Raw genomic sequence first — 13,428 nt, 5'->3', positions numbered from 1 at the left:
GGAAAGTGGCACAAAGTGGGTTTTTTGAACGTAAAACGCTAAAATTTGGAGAAACGCATCTGTGTTTCGCGGAGCTAACGCTATCAGTCTCGATGCAAAAGGCCGTCTCGCCATGCCGAGCCGGTATCGTGACGAGCTCATTTCGCGAAGTTCAGGGCAGTTAATCATCACGATTGACGCCGTTGACCCCTGTTTATGTGTTTACCCTCTCGATGAGTGGGAGTTGATTGAAACCAAGTTGCGCGCGCTGCCTTCATTGCGTGAAGAAAACCGCCGCCTCCAGCGTTTGCTGATCGGTAATGCCGTCGACCTTGAACTCGATGGCAGCGGTCGTTTCCTGGTGCCGCCGCGACTGCGCGAGTACGCCAGGCTCGACAAGCGCGCAATGCTGGTAGGCCAGCTGAACAAGTTCCAATTGTGGGACGAAGATGCCTGGGATGCTGTGTCTGCAGCGGACCTGGCTGCTATTCAACAACCGGGCGCCATGCCTGATGAACTGCGTGATTTGATCCTGTGACTATTGATAGCGGCTTTAACCACATCACCGTACTGCTTGACGAAGCCGTTGAGGCTCTCGCCGTACGTGCCGATGGCTGCTATGTCGATGGCACATTCGGCAGGGGCGGGCATAGCCGGTTGATACTCAGCCAGCTCGGGTCCGACGGCAAACTCCTCGGGTTCGACAAAGACCCTCAAGCGATTGCCACCGGGCAAGCGCTAGCGGCCGAAGACGGCCGCTTTGTCGTTGTGCAGCGCAGCTTTGCCGAGCTGGGCGCCGAAGTCGGCGAGCGCGGTATGGCGGGCAAGGTGGCCGGGGTTCTGCTCGACCTGGGCGTGTCTTCGCCACAGCTCGACGACCCGGAGCGCGGCTTCAGCTTCATGAACGACGGCCCCCTCGATATGCGTATGGACCCCACTCGTGGGGTCAGTGCCGCACAATTCATCGCCACCGCGCCGGTAGAAGAAATCGCCCGTGTGTTCAAGGAATACGGTGAAGAGCGCTTCGCCGGTCGAATGGCGCGTGCCGTGGTCGAGCGCCGCGAAATCCAGCCGTTCGAACGCACCGCTGACCTGGCCGAAGTGCTCAAGGTCGCCAACCCTGCCTGGGAAAAGGGCAAGAACCCGGCCACCCGCGCATTCCAAGGGTTGCGCATTCACGTCAATAACGAATTGGGCGATCTGGAGGCTGGCCTCGAGGCGGCGCTCGACGCCCTGGAAGTGGGCGGTCGCCTGGTGGTGATCAGCTTCCACTCCCTGGAAGACCGCATCGTCAAACTCTTCATGCGTCGTCTGGTAAAGGGCGAGTCCGATAACCTGCCGCGTAACCTGCCGGTGCGTTTCGAAGCCTTCGTGCCGAAAATCAAAATCCATGGCAAAGCGCAGTTCGCTTCCGAAGCCGAACTCAAGGCCAACCCACGTTCCCGTAGCGCCGTCATGCGTGTTGCGGAGAAATTGCGGTGAGCAAGCTTTTCGCCAAGCCCCTCCCGGGCGGCAGCTTCTTTATGTTGCTGCTGTTTGTCGGCGTGCTGGTGTCCGCGATAGCGGTGTCCTACAGCGCCCACTGGAACCGTCAGTTGCTCAATACCCTTTACGGGGAATTGAGCGTGCGCGACAAAGCCCAGGCAGAATGGGGCCGGTTGATTCTTGAGCAAAGCACCTGGACGGCCCACAGCCGTATCGAGGTGCTGGCTACCGAACAGTTGAAGATGCACATCCCAGGCGCGGCTGAAGTTCGCATGGTGGCGCCATGATGAAACTCGAAGGGGCACTCTACCCATGGCGCTTTCGCCTGATGCTTGGCTTGCTGGCATTGATGGTGGGCGCGATCGTCTGGCGCATCTTCGACCTTCAGGTCGTCGACCGCGACTTCCTGATCGGCCAGGGTGACGCTCGCAGCCTGCGGCACATCCCGATTCCTGCACACCGTGGCCTGATCACCGACCGTAACGGCGAGCCTCTGGCCGTCAGTACCCCGGTGACCACCCTGTGGGCCAACGCCAAAGAGCTGCAAGTTGCCAAGGACAAGTGGCCTGAACTGGCCGCTGCCCTCGGGCAGGACCGCAAGGCCCTGACCGAACGCCTGGAAGCCCAGGCCAATAAAGAATTCATCTACCTGGTTCGTGGGCTTACCCCTGAGCAAGGCCAGCAAGTGCTCGATCTCAAAATTCCCGGCGTCTACGGCATCGAGGAATTTCGGCGTTTCTACCCGGCCGGTGAAACCACCGCGCACATGGTGGGTTTCACCGACATCGATGACCACGGCCGCGAAGGTGTCGAACTGGCCTACGACGAATGGCTGGCCGGGGTTCCGGGCAAGCGTCAGGTCATCAAGGATCGGCGCGGCAGACTGATCAAGGACGTCCAGGTCACCAAGAACGCCAAGGCCGGCAAGCCTCTGGCGTTGTCGATCGATTTGCGTCTGCAATATCTGGCCAACCGCGAACTGCGTAACGCGATCATCGAGAACGGCGCCAAGGCCGGCAGCCTGGTGATCATGGATGTGAAAACCGGCGAGATCCTCGCCATGGTCAACCAGCCCACCTACAACCCGAACAACCGCCGCAACCTGCAGCCGGCGATGATGCGTAACCGCGCGATGATCGACGTGTTCGAACCCGGTTCGACCATGAAAGCCATCTCCATGAGCGCTGCCCTGGAAACCGGCCGCTGGAAACCCAGCGACAAGGTCGAGGTTTACCCAGGCACCTTGCAGTTGGGCAAGTACACCATTCGTGACGTGTCCCGCACCGAGGGGCCAGTGCTGGACCTGACCGGCATCCTGATCAACTCCAGTAACGTCGGCATGAGCAAGGTTGCTTTCGATATCGGCGGCGAGACCATCTATCACCTGGCGCAAAAGATCGGCCTGGGGCAACCCACCGGCCTCGACTTCCCGGGCGAGCGGGTCGGTAACCTGCCGAACTACCGCGAGTGGAGAAAAGCCGAGACTGCCACGCTGTCCTACGGCTACGGCCTGTCGGTGACCGCCATCCAGTTGGCCCACGCGTTCTCGGTATTGGCCAATAACGGCCGTATGGTTCCGCTGAGCCTGATCCACGTCGACGAAGCGCCAAAAGCCACCCAAGTGATCCCGGAAAACGTCGCCAAGACCATGCAAGGCATGCTGCAACAAGTGATCGAGGCACCGCGTGGCGTATTCCGCGCCCAGGTGCCGGCGTACCACGTTGCTGGCAAGTCCGGTACGGCGCGTAAGACCTCGGTGGGCACCAAGGGCTATGCCGAAAACTCCTACCGTTCTTTGTTCGCCGGCTTCGGCCCGATGAGCGACCCACGCTATGCCATCGTCGTGGTCATCGACGAGCCTAGTAAAGCCGGCTACTTCGGTGGCCTGGTTTCGGCGCCGGTGTTCAGCAAAGTGATGTCCGGCACCCTGCGCTTGATGAATATCACGCCGGACAACCTGCCGCCGACGCAACAAGCCAACGCTGGTCCACCGGCTGCCGCTGTTAAAGCCAATGGAGGGCGCGGCTGATGTCTCTTAGCCTGAACAAGATTTTTGCCCATGCCGGCCACGATCTGCTGATTCGTGAGCTGACGCTGGATAGCCGTAATGTACGCGCCGGTGACCTGTTCCTGGCGGTACCTGGCGGCAAGCTCGATGGCCGTGCGCATATCGCCGATGCCCTGCAACGCGGTGCGGCTGCGGTCGCCTATGAAGTGGAAGGCGCCACCGTGCTGCCGATCACCGATGTGCCGTTGATTCCGGTCAAGGGCCTGGCAGCGCAGTTGTCCGACATCGCCGGGCGTTTCTACGGTGACCCGAGCCGTCAACTCAACCTGGTGGGCGTGACTGGCACCAACGGCAAGACCAGTGTGACCCAGTTGGTTGCCCAGGCTTTGGACCTGCTGGGTCAGCACTGCGGCATCGTCGGCACCCTGGGCACCGGTTTCTATGGCGCGCTGCAAAGCGGCCTGCACACCACGCCAAACCCGATTGCCGTACAAGCGACCCTGGCCGACCTGAAAAAGGCCGGTGCCAAGGCGGTAGCCATGGAAGTGTCTTCCCATGGCCTGGACCAAGGGCGTGTCACCGCACTGGCTTTTGACGTGGCCGTGATGACCAACCTGTCCCGCGATCACCTCGACTACCACGGCACCATGGAGGCGTACGCCGCCGCCAAGGCCAAGCTGTTTGCCTGGAATGACCTGAAGTGCCGGGTGGTCAACCTCGACGACGCATTCGGCCGCCAACTGGCGGGCGAAGGGAGCGACGCGCGCCTGATCAGCTATAGCCTGCAAGATGCCAGTGCCTACCTGTATTGCCGCGAAGCCCAATTCAATGATGAAGGCGTGCGCGCCACATTGGTGACGCCGCAGGGCGAGCACCACTTGCGCAGCACCTTGCTCGGGCGGTTCAACCTGAGCAACGTGCTCGCCGCTATCGGTGCACTGCTGGGCCTGGACTATGCCCTGGATGAAATCCTGCGCGTACTGCCAAAGCTGGAAGGCCCGGCTGGTCGCATGCAGCGCCTGGGTGGCGGTACACAACCGCTGGTGGTGGTCGATTACGCCCATACTCCGGACGCCCTGGAAAAAGTCCTCGAAGCGCTGCGCCCACATGCCAAAGGCAAACTGCTTTGCCTGTTCGGTTGCGGCGGTGATCGCGATCGCGGCAAGCGCCCGTTGATGGCCGAAATTGTCGAGCGCTTGGCCGATGGCGTACTCGTCACCGACGATAACCCGCGCAGCGAAGACCCGAGCCAGATTTTCGACGACATCCGTGTCGGTTTCAAAGACGCCTCCAACGTCACTTTTGTGGCTGGTCGCGGCGCCGCCATTGCCCAGTTGATCGCCGGTGCCGGCGCGGACGACGTAGTAGTGCTCGCGGGTAAAGGCCACGAGGACTATCAGGAAATCAACGGTGAGCGCCATGCCTTCTCCGATCTGGTCGAGGCGGATCACGCCCTGACCGCCTGGGAGGTCGCCCATGCTTAAGGCGATGACGTTCAGCGAACTGGCCCAGGCTCTGTCGGCCCGTGTGCTGTCGAACGACTGCACATTCACCGGCGTCAGTATCGACAGTCGTAACATCCAGCCGGGGCAGCTGTTTGTCGCCCTGGCCGGCCCGCGTTTCGATGGTCACGACTACCTCAACGACGTTGCCGCCAAAGGTGCCGTCGGTGCCTTGGTACAGCGTGAAGTGGCCGATTCTGCCTTGCCGCAATTGCTGGTAGCCGACACCCGCCTGGCCCTGGGCCAACTGGGTGCGCTTAACCGTGCTGCTTTTGATAAGCCGGTGGCGGCCATTACCGGTTCCAGCGGCAAGACCACGGTCAAGGAACTGCTTGCTGGCGTCTTGCGTACGCGCGGGCCGGTACTCGCGACCCGTGGCAACCTGAACAATGATTTCGGCGCACCGCTGACCCTGCTCGAACTGGCCCCGGAACACACGGCGGCAGTGATTGAACTGGGGGCTTCGCGCATCGGCGAAATCGCCTACACCGTGGCGCTGACCCAGCCTCACGTGGCGATCATCAACAACGCCGGTACCGCTCATGTCGGTGAGTTCGGCGGTCCGGAAAAAATCGTCGAAGCCAAGGGCGAAATCCTTGAGGGCCTCGACGCCTCGGGCACTGCGGTACTGAACCTGGATGACAAGGCGTTCGAGACCTGGCGTGTACGCGCCGCCGGTCGCAAGGTCCTGACGTTTGCAGTGCTGAATGCCGCAGCCGATTTCCACGCCTCCAACATCAATGTCGATGCCCGTGGCTGCCCGTCCTTCACTTTGCACACCCCGCAAGGTGATGAGCACGTGCAGTTGAACCTGCTGGGTAACCACAACGTCGCCAACGCCTTGGCCGCCGCCGCTGCCGCCCATGCCCTGGGCGTGTCGCTGTTCGGTATTGCCACCGGCCTGGGCGCGGTGCAGCCGGTCAAGGGCCGCACCGTGGCGCAACTGGCTGGCAACGGCATGCGCGTGATTGATGACACTTACAACGCCAACCCGTCCTCCATCAATGCCGCTGTGGACCTGCTCAAAGGCTTTGATGGGCGCAAGGTGCTGGTGCTGGGCGATATCGGCGAATTGGGCGATTGGGCTGAACAGGGCCACCGTGAAGTCGGCGCCTATGCTGCCGGCAAAGTGGACGCGCTCTACGCCGTTGGCACAAACATGGCCCATGCGGTCAACGCTTTCGGCCCTGGCGCGCGGCATTTCCCGAGCCAGGCCGAGCTGATCCAGGCGTTGACGGCGGCTGAACATGACAAACACACAACCATTTTGATCAAGGGATCGCGCAGCGCGGTGATGGAAAACGTCGTCGCAGCCTTGTGTGGCTCAAGTACGGAGAAACATTAATGCTGCTGCTGCTGGCTGAGTATCTGCAACAGTTCCACAAAGGCTTCGCGGTCTTCCAGTACCTGACCCTGCGCGGGATTCTGGGTGTGCTGACCGCGCTGTCTTTGTCACTGTTCCTGGGGCCGTGGATGATCCGCACCCTGCAGAACCTGCAAATTGGTCAATCGGTTCGTAACGACGGCCCGCAGTCGCACCTGTCCAAGTCTGGCACGCCGACCATGGGCGGCGCGCTGATCCTGTCGTCCATTGGCGTCAGCACCTTGCTCTGGGCCGACCTGCATAACCGCTACGTGTGGGTGGTGTTGCTGGTGACCCTGCTGTTCGGTGCCATCGGCTGGGTGGATGACTACCGCAAAGTGATCGAGAAAAACTCCAAGGGGCTGCCAAGCCGCTGGAAGTATTTCTGGCAGTCGGTGTTCGGCCTCGCTGCGGCGATCTTCCTGTACACCACCGCGCCAAGTGCCGTGGAAACCACCTTGATCATCCCGATGCTCAAGGATGTGAGCATCCCGCTGGGTGTGGGCTTTGTGGTGCTGACCTACTTCGTGATCGTCGGCTCCAGCAACGCGGTGAACCTGACCGACGGCCTCGACGGCCTGGCGATCATGCCGACGGTGATGGTGGGCGGTGCGCTCGGCATCTTCTGCTACCTCTCGGGTAACGTGAAATTCGCTGAATACCTGCTGATTCCTTATGTGCCGGGCGCCGGTGAGTTGATCGTGTTCTGCGGCGCCTTGATCGGTGCCGGCCTGGGGTTCCTGTGGTTCAACACCTACCCGGCACAAGTCTTCATGGGCGACGTCGGCGCACTGGCGCTGGGCGCAGCCTTGGGCACCATCGCGGTGATCGTTCGCCAGGAAATCGTGCTGTTCATCATGGGCGGTGTGTTCGTGATGGAAACCCTGTCGGTGGTCATCCAGGTGGCGTCCTTCAAGTTGACCGGGCGTCGTGTGTTCCGCATGGCGCCGATTCACCACCACTTTGAACTCAAGGGCTGGCCTGAGCCACGCGTGATTGTCCGCTTCTGGATCATCACCGTGATTCTGGTACTGGTCGGCCTTGCCACCCTGAAACTGAGGTAGAAACGAGTGTCCCTGATCGCTTCAGACCACTTCCGCATCGTTGTCGGCCTCGGCAAGAGCGGCATGTCCCTGGTTCGCTTCCTGGCGAACCGGGGCACGTCGTTTGCCGTGGCCGATACGCGGGAAAATCCACCGGAGCTGGTCACGCTGCGCCGTGACTACCCGCACGTGGAAGTGCGTTGTGGCGAGCTGGATGTCGAGTTTCTGTGTCGTGCCGACGAGCTCTACGTGAGCCCAGGCCTGGCCCTGGCGACACCGGCCCTGCAAGCAGCTGCGGCCCGTGGCGTGAAGCTGTCTGGCGATATCGACCTGTTCGCACGCAACGCGAAGGCGCCGATCGTGGCCATCAGCGGTTCCAACGCCAAAAGCACCGTTACCACTCTGGTCGGCGAGATGGCCGCGGCGGCGGGCAAGCGTGTGGCCGTCGGCGGCAATCTTGGCGTGCCGGCCCTGGACCTGCTCAGCGACGACGTCGAGCTGTATGTGATGGAATTGTCGAGCTTCCAGCTGGAAACCACTCACGACCTGGGCGCTGAAGTGGCGACGGTATTGAACGTCAGCGAAGACCATATGGACCGCTACAGCGGCCTGCCGGCTTATCACCTGGCCAAGCACCGAATCTTCCGTGGCGCCAGGCAATTTGTCGTCAACCGCCAGGATGCCCTGAGCCGTCCGCTGATGGGCGAGGGCATGCCCTGCTGGACCTTCGGCCTCGGCAAACCTGACTTCAAAGGCTTCGGCATTCGTGAAGAGAACGGCGAGAAGTACCTGGCGTTCGAATTCCAGAACCTGATGCCGGTACGCGAACTGAAAATCCGTGGCGCACACAATCAGTCCAATGCCCTGGCGGCCTTGGCACTCGGTCACGCGGTTGGCCTGCCATTCGACGCCATGCTCGCGAGCCTGCGCACGTTTGCCGGGCTTGAGCATCGCTGCCAGTGGGTGCGCGATCTCTATGACGTCAGCTATTACAACGACTCCAAAGCCACCAACGTCGGTGCAGCCCTGGCGGCCATCGAAGGCCTGGGTGCCGATATCGACGGCAAGTTGGTGCTGATCGCCGGTGGTGATGGCAAGGGTGCCGACTTCAAGGACCTTAAAGCGCCAGTGGCCGCCCATTGCCGCGCCGTGGTGCTGATGGGCCGCGATTCGGACCTGATCGCCGCCGCCCTCGGTGACGCTGTACCGCAAGTACGCGCAGCTTCCCTGGATGATGCCATTGCCCAGAGCAAAGCCCTGGCCCAGCCTGGCGATGCGGTGTTGCTGTCGCCCGCGTGCGCCAGCTTCGACATGTTCAAGAACTATGAAGAGCGCGGCCAACTGTTCGCCCGCGCCGTGGAGGCTTTGGCATGAGCCTCAACCTGAGAAACATCATCAAGCCATACCCGTCGCCGATCATTACCGGGCGCGGCATTGACCTTGATTTCCCTATGCTCGCCGGTTGCCTGGCGCTGCTCGGCCTGGGCCTGGTGATGATCACTTCGGCGTCCTCCGAAGTGGCTGCCGTGCAGTCGGGCAACACGCTGTACATGATGATCCGCCACCTGGTGTACCTGGTGATCGGCCTGGGCGCCTGCATCGTCACCATGATGATTCCGATTGCCACCTGGCAGCGTCTGGGTTGGCTGATGCTGATCGGTGCGTTCGGCTTGCTGGTCATGGTGATCGTCCCGGGCATTGGCCGCGAGGTGAACGGTTCGATGCGCTGGATCGGCTTCGGCGCGTTCAACGTGCAGCCTTCGGAAATCGCCAAGGTGTTCGTGGTGATCTACCTCGCCGGTTACCTGGTGCGCCGTCAGAAAGAAGTACGCGAAAGCTGGATGGGCTTCTTCAAGCCGTTCATCGTGCTGCTGCCCATGGCTGGCCTGCTGCTGATGGAGCCCGACTTCGGGGCCACGGTCGTGATGATGGGCGCCGCCGCCGCGATGCTGTTCCTGGGTGGGGTAGGGCTGTTCCGCTTCACCTTGATGGTGGTGCTGGCGGTGGCGGCCGTGACCATTCTGGTACAGGCGCAACCCTATCGGATGGCGCGTTTGATCACCTTTACCGACCCCTGGTCCGACCAGTTCGGCTCCGGCTACCAGTTGACCCAGGCGCTGATCGCGTTCGGTCGCGGCGAGTGGCTGGGTGTGGGCCTGGGCAACAGTGTGCAGAAGCAGTTCTACCTGCCGGAAGCCCACACCGACTTCGTGTTCTCGGTATTGGCCGAAGAGTTGGGTGTGGTGGGTTCGCTGTGCACCGTGGCACTGTTTGTATTCGTCTGTGTGCGCGCCATGTACATCGGCTTGTGGGCCGAGAAGGCCAAGCAGTTCTTCGCCGCCTACGTTGCCTATGGGTTGGCCTTCCTGTGGATCGGCCAGTTCCTGATCAACATCGGCGTGAACGTCGGCCTGCTGCCGACCAAGGGCCTGACCTTGCCGTTCCTCAGTTACGGCGGCAGCTCGTTGGTGATTTGCTGCGCCTGTCTCGGGTTGTTGCTGCGTATCGAGTGGGAGAGTCGCACCCACCTGGGCAGCGAAGAGATGGAGTTCAGCGAGAGCGACTTCGCCGAGGAGCCGACTCATGGGCGCTAACGTGCTGATCATGGCGGGCGGTACCGGGGGGCATGTGTTCCCGGCCCTGGCCTGCGCCCGTGAATTCCAGAACCGTGGCTACACCGTGCACTGGCTGGGTACGCCCCGTGGCATCGAAAACGAATTGGTGCCCAATGCCGGTTTGCCGCTGCATTTGATCAACGTCACCGGGTTGCGCGGCAAGAGCAAGTTGTCATTGCTCAAGGCGCCGTTCGTGTTGCTCAAGGCGGTCATGCAGGCGCGCAAGATCATTCGCGAGTTGAAGCCGGTGTGTGTGCTTGGCTTTGGTGGTTATGTGACCGGCCCTGGTGGCGTTGCGGCGAAACTCGCGGGCGTGCCGGTGATCGTCCATGAACAGAACGCCGTCGCCGGTACCGCCAACCGCCTGCTGGTGCCATTGGCCGCGCGGGTGTGTGAAGCCTTTCCGAAAACCTTCGCCGCCTCCGACAAGCTTCGCACCACCGGTAACCCGGTGCGTACCGAACTGTTCATGGCCATTGCGCGTGACGCGCTGGCCGGGCGCAAGGCTCACCTGCTGATCCTGGGCGGAAGCCTGGGTGCCGAGCCACTGAATAAATTGCTGCCTGAAGCCGTTGCGCAACTTCCTGAGGATGTGCGCCCGGAGATCTTCCACCAGGCCGGCAAGAACCACGATGAAGTCACCGCCGTGCGTTATCGCGAGGCCGGTGTAGAGGCCAATGTACAGCCCTTCATCAAAGACATGGCCCAAGCCTATGGCTGGGCCGACCTGGTGGTCTGCCGCGCTGGTGCGCTGACCGTCAGTGAACTGGCGGCCGCCGGTCTGCCGTCCTTGCTGGTGCCTTTGCCCCACGCCATCGACGATCACCAGACCCGCAACGCCGAATATTTGGCCGGGGAGGGCGCTGCCTTCCTGCTGCCGCAAAGAACGACTGGCGCCGCCGATTTGGCCGCACGCCTGACCGAGGTTTTGATGCAACCGGAACGACTCAACAGCATGGCGAGCACCGCAAGCCGCCTGGCCAAACCTGACGCAACCCGCACCGTGGTCGATATCTGCCTGGAGGTGGCCCATGGTTGAGAATCAGAAAGCCATGCCGCAACCCGAGATGCGCCGCATCCGTCGTATTCACTTCGTCGGTATCGGTGGCGTGGGCATGTGCGGGATTGCCGAAGTGTTGCTGAACCTGGGCTACCAGGTGTCCGGCTCGGACTTGAAAGAGTCGCCGGTCACCGAGCGCCTGAAGTCCTTTGGCGCACAGATCTTCATCGGCCACCGTGCCGAGAACGCCGCCGAGGCTGACGTGCTGGTGGTGTCCAGCGCCGTGAATACGTCCAACCCGGAAGTGGCCACCGCCCTTGAGCGCCGTATCCCTGTGGTACCGCGTGCCGAGATGCTTGCCGAGCTGATGCGCTATCGCCACGGCATCGCCGTGGCCGGTACCCATGGCAAGACCACCACCACCAGCCTGATCGCCTCGGTGTTTGCCGCCGGTGGCCTGGACCCGACCTTCGTCATCGGTGGCCGCCTGAATGCAGCTGGCACCAATGCCCAACTGGGTACCAGCCGCTACCTGATCGCCGAAGCCGATGAAAGTGACGCGAGCTTCCTGCACCTGCAACCGCTGGTTGCCGTCGTCACCAACATCGACGAAGACCACATGGCGACCTACGACGGCGACTTCAACAAGTTGAAGAAAACCTTCGTCGACTTCCTGCACAACCTGCCGTTCTACGGGTTGGCGGTGGTGTGCCTGGACGACCCGGTGGTGCGTGAAATCCTGCCCCAGGTCAAACGCCCTACCGTGACCTACGGCTTCAGCGAAGACGCCGACGTGCGCGCAATCAATGTGCGCCAGGAAGGCATGCAAACCTTCTTCACCGTGCTGCGCCCCGATCGCGAGCCTCTGGACGTGTCGGTGAACATGCCGGGCAATCACAACGTGCTGAACTCTTTGGCGACCATCTGCATTGCCACCGATGAAGGCGTCAGCGATGAAGCCATCGTCGAGGGCCTGTCGCGCTTTGCCGGTGTGGGCCGTCGCTTCCAGGTCTACGGCCAACTGCCGGTCGAAGGCGGTGACGTGATGCTGGTGGACGACTACGGGCACCACCCGACCGAAGTTGCGGCCGTTATCAAGGCCGTGCGCGGTGGTTGGCCGGAGCGCCGGCTGGTGATGGTGTACCAGCCGCACCGCTACAGCCGCACCCGCGACCTGTACGACGATTTCGTCAATGTACTGGCCGATGCCAACGTGCTGCTGCTGATGGAAGTCTACCCGGCCGGTGAAGAACCGATCCCGGGCGCTGACAGCCGCAAGCTGTGCAACAGCATCCGCCAGCGCGGCCAGTTGGACCCGATCTACATCGAGCGTGGTGTGGACCTGGCGCCTATCGTCAAGCCGCTGTTGCGTGCTGGTGACATCCTGCTGTGCCAGGGGGCCGGTGATATCGGTGGCCTTGCGCCCAAATTGCTGGCGAGCCCGCTGTTTGCAGCCGCCGCCAAGGGGAAGTCGAAATGACCACTGATTACGGCTCCCTGTTTTCCACCCTTGAGCCTGCCGACTTCGGTCGCGTGGCCGTGTTGTTCGGCGGCAAGAGCGCCGAGCGCGAAGTGTCGCTCAAGTCCGGCAATGCGGTGCTTGAGGCGCTGCAAAGTGCTGGCGTGAACGCGTTCGGTATCGATGTGGGCGATGACTTCCTTGCCCGCCTGCAGGCCGAGAAGATCGACCGTGCCTTTCTCATTCTTCACGGCCGCGGCGGTGAAGACGGCAGCATGCAGGGCCTGCTCGAATGCGCCGGCATCCCTTACACCGGCAGCGGCATCCTCGCGTCGGCCTTGGCGATGGACAAGTTGCGCACCAAGCAGGTGTGGCACAGCCTGGGCATTCCGACCCCACGTCACGCCGTACTGTGCAGTGAAGACGATTGTATTTCTGCGGCCAAGGAACTGGGCCTGCCTTTGATCGTCAAACCAGCCCATGAAGGCTCCAGTATCGGCATGGCCAAAGTGAACTCGGCCGCCGAATTGATCGACGCATGGAAAGCGGCAAGTACCTACGATTCGCAAGTGTTGGTGGAACAGTGGATTTCCGGTCCCGAGTACACCATCGCCACCCTGCGTGGCCAGGTATTGCCGCCCATCGCTTTGGGCACGCCCCACACCTTTTATGACTACGACGCCAAGTACCTGGCTTCCGATACTCAGTACCGGATCCCGTGTGGGCTCGAAGCAACCAAGGAACAGGAATTGATGGACCTCACGGCGAAAGCCTGTGAGGCGCTGGGTATCGCCGGTTGGGCGCGGGCAGACGTGATGCAGGATGACCAAGGGAATTTCTGGTTCCTTGAAGTCAACACCGCACCGGGCATGACCGATCACAGCCTGGTTCCCATGGCAGCCCGTGCCGCCGGTCTGGATTTCCAGCAGTTAGTGCTGGCGATCCTGGCCGACAGCATTGAGCCAAGAGGCTAA

12 protein-coding genes are annotated in these 13,428 nt (G+C 61.8%); all 12 read left to right on the top strand.

The genetic code is table 11. From position 1 onward, the window contains the following. Positions 1-61: 61 nt before the first annotated feature. The 12 genes from mraZ to GIV26_RS00050 are packed head-to-tail and all read left to right on the top strand — an operon-like array spanning position 62 to position 13,428. Complete coding sequence (mraZ, locus tag GIV26_RS00105; RefSeq protein WP_004371993.1) at positions 62-517, top strand: division/cell wall cluster transcriptional repressor MraZ; 456 nt, start codon at positions 62-64, stop codon at positions 515-517. Further along, positions 514-1,461: a 16S rRNA (cytosine(1402)-N(4))-methyltransferase RsmH gene (gene rsmH, locus GIV26_RS00100; protein ID WP_054898900.1), complete on the top strand. Its 948-nt coding sequence runs from the start codon at positions 514-516 to the stop codon at positions 1,459-1,461. Before mraZ ends, rsmH begins: the two co-directional genes overlap by 4 nt. Then, the gene (gene ftsL, locus GIV26_RS00095; RefSeq protein WP_003188663.1) at positions 1,458-1,751 is read left to right on the top strand and encodes a cell division protein FtsL; all 294 of its coding nucleotides are present in this window, start codon (positions 1,458-1,460) and stop codon (positions 1,749-1,751) included. The genes rsmH and ftsL overlap by 4 nt, the downstream gene beginning before the upstream one ends. Beyond that, entirely contained in the window at positions 1,751-3,493 is a 1,743-nt protein-coding gene (locus GIV26_RS00090; RefSeq protein ID WP_019816949.1) for a peptidoglycan D,D-transpeptidase FtsI family protein, read from the top strand. The genes ftsL and GIV26_RS00090 overlap by 1 nt, the downstream gene beginning before the upstream one ends. After that, entirely contained in the window at positions 3,493-4,956 is a 1,464-nt protein-coding gene (locus GIV26_RS00085; RefSeq protein ID WP_054898899.1) for a UDP-N-acetylmuramoyl-L-alanyl-D-glutamate--2,6-diaminopimelate ligase, read from the top strand. The genes GIV26_RS00090 and GIV26_RS00085 overlap by 1 nt, the downstream gene beginning before the upstream one ends. Continuing rightward, on the top strand, positions 4,949-6,319 hold the full coding sequence (locus tag GIV26_RS00080) for a UDP-N-acetylmuramoyl-tripeptide--D-alanyl-D-alanine ligase (protein ID WP_054919285.1): 1,371 nt from the start codon (positions 4,949-4,951) through the stop codon (positions 6,317-6,319). Before GIV26_RS00085 ends, GIV26_RS00080 begins: the two co-directional genes overlap by 8 nt. Beyond that, positions 6,319-7,401, top strand: a complete 1,083-nt coding sequence (gene mraY, locus GIV26_RS00075; protein ID WP_003188670.1) for a phospho-N-acetylmuramoyl-pentapeptide-transferase — start codon at positions 6,319-6,321, stop codon at positions 7,399-7,401. Before GIV26_RS00080 ends, mraY begins: the two co-directional genes overlap by 1 nt. Before the next feature lie 6 nt (positions 7,402-7,407). Further along, positions 7,408-8,754 carry a UDP-N-acetylmuramoyl-L-alanine--D-glutamate ligase gene (murD, locus tag GIV26_RS00070; protein ID WP_236279294.1) on the top strand — a complete coding sequence of 449 codons (1,347 nt, stop codon included), beginning with the start codon at positions 7,408-7,410 and terminating at the stop codon, positions 8,752-8,754. Then, positions 8,751-9,974 (top strand): putative lipid II flippase FtsW, encoded by a 1,224-nt coding sequence (gene ftsW / locus GIV26_RS00065; RefSeq protein ID WP_003188673.1) that lies wholly within the window; start codon positions 8,751-8,753, stop codon positions 9,972-9,974. The genes murD and ftsW overlap by 4 nt, the downstream gene beginning before the upstream one ends. Further along, entirely contained in the window at positions 9,964-11,034 is a 1,071-nt protein-coding gene (gene murG / locus GIV26_RS00060; RefSeq protein ID WP_200582730.1) for an undecaprenyldiphospho-muramoylpentapeptide beta-N-acetylglucosaminyltransferase, read from the top strand. Before ftsW ends, murG begins: the two co-directional genes overlap by 11 nt. Next, on the top strand, positions 11,027-12,475 hold the full coding sequence (gene murC / locus GIV26_RS00055) for a UDP-N-acetylmuramate--L-alanine ligase (protein WP_003188677.1): 1,449 nt from the start codon (positions 11,027-11,029) through the stop codon (positions 12,473-12,475). Before murG ends, murC begins: the two co-directional genes overlap by 8 nt. Further along, entirely contained in the window at positions 12,472-13,428 is a 957-nt protein-coding gene (locus GIV26_RS00050) for a D-alanine--D-alanine ligase (RefSeq protein WP_072447110.1), read from the top strand. Before murC ends, GIV26_RS00050 begins: the two co-directional genes overlap by 4 nt.

This window comes from Pseudomonas sp. PA-1-3F, from assembly GCF_021609665.1.
Classification (GTDB): domain Bacteria; phylum Pseudomonadota; class Gammaproteobacteria; order Pseudomonadales; family Pseudomonadaceae; genus Aquipseudomonas; species Aquipseudomonas paracarnis.
Note: the sequence above shows the minus strand (reverse complement) of the source record. Positions and strands in the feature narration are given on the sequence as shown.